We start from the raw sequence: 5341 nt of genomic DNA on the forward strand, positions 1-5341 counted from the left end.
GAAAGTCATTGCAATAACAAATTGACTAGTAGCCATATCCAGTTGAATTTATTTGGTTCTTAACCGGACACCAATGAGTCTCACTATTTAAAAGACGCTTATTAAAAATCTCCCCTTGCCCCTCTTTTCAAAAGAGGGGAATGAATCCTCCCTTTGACAAAAGGAGGGTGGGAGGGATTTTAGCTTTTGTTAATAAAATTGAAACAGCGTCTGTTGACCTCTTTCTTACGGCAAGGCAGAAACAATTAAACCGGTGAAACAAACAACTCAAAAACGAATGCTGCGAAAGGCAAACCGGCCGAAGCTGGTCTATAACGCCGATCTGCCGATCATGGCCAAAAAAGATGAAATCATTGCGGCCATCAAGAACAATCCCGTGATTATCGTTTCCGGCGAAACCGGTTCCGGTAAAACCACCCAGATTCCTAAATTCTGTCTGGCGGCCGGACGCGGAATTGACGGCCGGATCGGCTGCACCCAGCCCCGCCGAATTGCCGCCACAACCGTGGCGCGCCGGATTGCCGAAGAGCTGGGCGAGGAACTTGGCAGGACTGTGGGCTATAAAATCCGGTTTCAGGACCGGGTCCGGCCGGAGTCCTATATCAAAATCATGACCGACGGCATTCTGCTGGCCGAGACCCTTTCGGACCGGCGCCTGGAACAATATGACACCCTCATCATCGACGAAGCCCATGAACGCAGCCTGAATATCGATCTGATCCTGGGAATTTTAACAAACCAGCTGGCGCAGCGGACTAATTTAAAAGTGGTGATCACGTCGGCCACCATTGACACCGAAAAATTTTCAAAAGCCTTTCACGATGCGCCCATCATCGAAGTGTCCGGTCGCATGTTTCCGGTTGAAATCCGCTACGACCCGCTTGATACGGAGATGGAGAGTGAAGGGGATCAAACGGTTATCGAAAAGGCGGTGGAGTCGGTCCGGTCGCTGCTGTCGGAAAGAGGCAGGGGTGATCTGCTGGTTTTTATGCCGACGGAGCAGGATATCCGCGAAACCTGCGATCTGATCCGGGCCGAAGCCTTTCGGCATGTCACGGTCATGCCGTTGTACAGCCGGCTTTCGGCAAAAGAACAGGGGCATGTCTTTTCCCGACCGACCGGCCGAAAGGTTATTGTCGCCACCAATATCGCCGAGACCTCCATTACGATCCCCGGCATCAGGTATGTGGTGGACACGGGATTGGCGCGCATACCCCAGTATACGCCCCGGTCCCGGATAACGTCCCTGCCGATACGGCCGGTTTCCCGCAGCAGCGCCGATCAGCGCAAGGGGCGCTGCGGGCGGGTCGAAAACGGTATCTGTGTAAGGCTTTACTCGGAAGAAGACTACCTGTCCCGGCCGCTGTTCACAGAGCCCGAGATACTTCGGGCCAACCTGGCGGAAGTCATTCTGAGAATGCTGGCCCTGAGGCTGGACGACATTTCCGCTTTTCCTTTTATCGATCGTCCGGCCGCAAAAAGTATCAAAGACGGTTTTGAGCTCCTCATGGAGCTGGGGGCTGTCCGGCGGCGCTTGAAGGAAACCGGCCGCTTTGTCTTAACCGAGATCGGGAGCCTGATGGCCAAACTGCCCCTGGATCCCCGGCTGTCCCGCATGCTGATAAGCGCGCACCAGGAAGGATGCATCCAAGAGGTTGCGGTGATTGCCGCGGCCTTAAGCATTCAGGACCCCCGGGAAAGGCCCCAGGAAGACGCGGGCAAAGCCGACCAGGCCCATGCGGTTTTTGTTGACCCGGCTTCGGACTTTGTCACGCTGCTGAATATCTGGAAAAAGTATCATGAGACGCTGGACATTGAAAAAACCGCGGCAAGCCTCAAACGGTTCTGCAAGTCGCATTTTCTTTCCTACCGGCGGATGCGGGAATGGCGGGATATTCACGCCCAGATAACGGTCATCCTGGGGGAATATGATCTGCAGAAACTGTCCCGCCGGACAGTAAAGAATAAAAAGAAGCCGGTTTTCAGCGCTCATGAGAAAAAAAAGAAAGCGCCGACAGATGCGCCCTTCGGTTCGCTCTACCGTGCGGTTCACCGCTCGGTTTTAAGCGGGTTTTTATCCAATATTGCCGTAAAAAAAGAGAAAAATGTTTTCAGGGCTGCAAAGGGCCGCGAGGTGATGATTTTCCCCGGTTCGGCCCTTTTCAACAAGGCGGGTAACTGGGTTGTGGCCGCTGAAATGGTTCAGACATCCAGACTCTTTGCCCGAACCGTCGCAACTATCGACTGCGGCTGGCTGGAGGCTTTAGGCGAAGATCAGTGTAAATACACCTATCTTCATCCCCGCTGGGAGCGCCGCAGGGGCGAAGTGGTTGCCACCGAGCAGGTCAGCCTCTTTGGCCTGATCATCGTTTCGGACCGGACCATCGGCTATGGCCGGATACATCCGGGTGAGGCGTCTGAAATTTTTATCCGCGCTGCGCTGGTGGAGGGGGATGTCAGGCGCCCTTTTGCGTTCATGGGCCACAATCAACAGATTTCAGATGAAATCATGGAAATGGAAAACAAGCTGCGCCGGAGAGATCTGTTTGCCGGCGAAGAAAGCATGTTTAGATTTTACCGGGAGAAGCTTTCGGGTGTTTATGATACCCGGACCCTTGAAAAACGGATTAAAGAAAAAGGCGGTGATGGTTTTTTGCGCATGCGGAAAGAGGACCTTCTGGTTTACCCGCCGGATGAAAACGAGCTGTCCCTTTTTCCCGACAGCGTGGCGCTTGGCAATAACAAATTCGGCAGCATCTACCGATTTGATCCCGGGGATCCGGCCGACGGATTGACGGTCAACATCCCGGCAACGCTGTCGCATGCGGTTTCACCGGAATCGATCGATTGGCTGGTTCCCGGTTTTTTGGCTGAAAAAATTACGACGCTGGTAAAGGGCCTTCCCAAACAATACCGCAAAAAACTGGTGCCGGTTGCCGAAACCGTTGCCGTCATCATGGCGGAGATGCCCCGGAGAAGCGGCACTCTGCCGGCGGCCCTAAGCCGCTTTATTGTTGACCGGTTCGGAGTTGATATCCCGGCGGCAGCCTGGCCGCTGAAAGAGTTGCCGGATTATCTGCGGATGCGCATCTCCCTGGCCGGTCCCGGAGGAGAAGCGCTTTTGGCCGGCAGAGACCCGGCCATCTTGCGGCAGGATATGATCCGGATTTCCGATCCGAATTTTTTTAGAACGGTCAATTCAGACTATGAAAAGAAAGGATTAAAACGCTGGGACTTCGGCGATCTGCCGGAAGCAATGGAATTTATAGATAACAATAAGACGACCTGGGAATTCTATCCGGGTCTTGCAAAGAACGGGGATGAAGAAGGCGGCGTGAATCTGCGCCTGTTCCCCAGCCGGGAAACGGCGATGGCGTCCCACCTCCAGGGCGTAGCGGCGCTTTACGGCATTTATCTTCTTAAAGAACTGAAATATTTAAAAAAAATTCTGAAAATCCCGTCCAGGCTCAAGCCGGCGGCTGATTATTTCGGCGGGTTGAAAAAACTGGAGCGTCGACTGTACGGGAGTGTTATGAACGATTCATTTTGCCGCAATATCCGCACCGCAAACGATTTTGAATATCATGCCCGGTTGATGCTCCCCCAGATTCAGGCAAAAGGGCAGGAAAAATTGGACGCGGCCTTAACGGTTTTAGACGCAGTCCATTCTGTCCGAACAATCATTTTCAGCCTGGAGCAGGCCCATAGAAGCAACACCGCGGCCTTTGTTTTTTTGGATGGGTTGCGCCGGGAGCTTTCCCGGCTGGTCCCGGAAACGTTTTTGGATTTGTATGGAAATGACAGGCTCATACAAATAGTCCGTTATGTCCGGACGATTTCGATTCGCGCCCAAAAAGGTCTGGCGGATTTGGCAAAAGATCAAAAGCGGGCGGCTGAATTAAGCGTCTATCAGGCAAAGTTGGAAGGCCTGCTGTCTTCTCTTTCACCGGCCACTTCAACGGAAAGACGAAAGGCCGTCGAGGATTTTTTCTGGTCGATGGAAGAGTATAAGGTCTCCCTCTTTGCCCAGGAATTAAAGACGCTCACCCCTGTTTCCCCGAAAAGGCTGGACGCCAAGTTAAGGGAAATTGAAAGATTAGCCTGATTTCCGGATATGTACGCCCGCGGGCTATTCAACAAACGGGCCGTATTTTTCTTCCAATTCCCGATATGTTTTCATCCATTCTCTTCCAAATTCCACCGTAAAAAAGGATCTCAGCCGAGAGAACCATTTGTCTGGTTTTTCAGTGCCCGCCTGCGCTTTTAGTAAATCAACCAAATAAATGGCGATATCAGCCATTTTTTCTTTGGGGATGTAAGCTTTTGCCCCTCCCATGATTGATTTGGCAAAATTATCAGGACTCAGGGCATGGGCGGTCAACATCAGCGCTGGAATGCCGTTATTATTGGCGATTTCCAGAAGCTCATATCCTTTAACCCCCATAATATCCAGGACGGCAATATCATATTTATTTTGATGAAGAAGTTTTTCGCCTGTGCTAAAGTCCGGCGCTGTGTCGACGCGGCACATGTCCAGCAGGTCTTTGAGCGTTTCCACAATATCCGGCTCATCATCCACTATCAGCAGCTTCTTTCCGGCGGTGGTCCCAGAAATTTAGACAATGTGCTAAGCTCTAAGTCAGCCTAACAGGCTGGTCGAAAAATTGGTTTTGGATTGAAAATTGGCTTTTCCAAGGGGTAGTATGACCCATCCCTGATTCGAGATCGTCGATCCTAAAGCATCTGAGGCGGTCGCGATTTGAGCCAAAATCACAGCGAACCCTTTTTCAGCAGCTTAATACCAGGACAACCGGGACGTTCTTAAACAATTAAATAACTATTAATAACGAGGCGGTTGAGATTTACTTCTTAACTGCCTTTTTTATATCAAATTGATTCCATCCTTTTTTGGGGGCTCGAAGCGATGCCGCCGCCAAGCCCTTAACGATGCTCGAAGCTCAAGGGGCCCCGCCGAAGCCGGGACCTCACCTCTAATTTGATTTTAATCTGCGGGACAACCGGGACGTTCTTAAACAATTAAATAACTATCGGGACAACCGGGACGTTCTTAAACAATTAAATAACTATTAATAACGAGGCGGTTGAGATTTACTTCTTAACTGCCTTTTTTATATCAAATTGATTCCATCCTTTTTTGGGGGCTCGAAGCGATGCCGCCGCCAAGCCCTTAACGATGCTCGAAGCTCAAGGGGCCCCGCCGAAGCCGGGACCTCACCTCTAATTTGATTTTAATCTGCGGGACAACCGGGACATCCTGTAGTTCCCTTGTCAAGCAAAAAATTAGAATTTTATAAAACCTGTAAAATTAGTTAGTTATGAA

2 protein-coding genes are annotated in these 5341 nt (G+C 51.2%); one reads left to right on the forward strand and one right to left on the reverse strand.

From position 1 onward, the window contains the following. Positions 1-253 precede the first annotated feature (253 nt). The gene (gene hrpA / locus P1P89_21925) at positions 254-4105 is read left to right on the forward strand and encodes an ATP-dependent RNA helicase HrpA (protein ID MDF1594177.1); all 3852 of its coding nucleotides are present in this window, start codon (positions 254-256) and stop codon (positions 4103-4105) included. A gap of 24 nt (positions 4106-4129) precedes the next feature. On the opposite strand, the gene P1P89_21930 is transcribed toward hrpA, so the two are convergent. After that, on the reverse strand, positions 4130-4579 hold the full coding sequence (locus P1P89_21930; protein MDF1594178.1) for a response regulator: 450 nt from the start codon (positions 4577-4579) through the stop codon (positions 4130-4132). Positions 4580-5341 lie beyond the last annotated feature (762 nt).

Source organism: Desulfobacterales bacterium (assembly GCA_029211065.1).
In the GTDB taxonomy this organism is placed as follows: Bacteria; Desulfobacterota; Desulfobacteria; order Desulfobacterales; family JARGFK01; genus JARGFK01.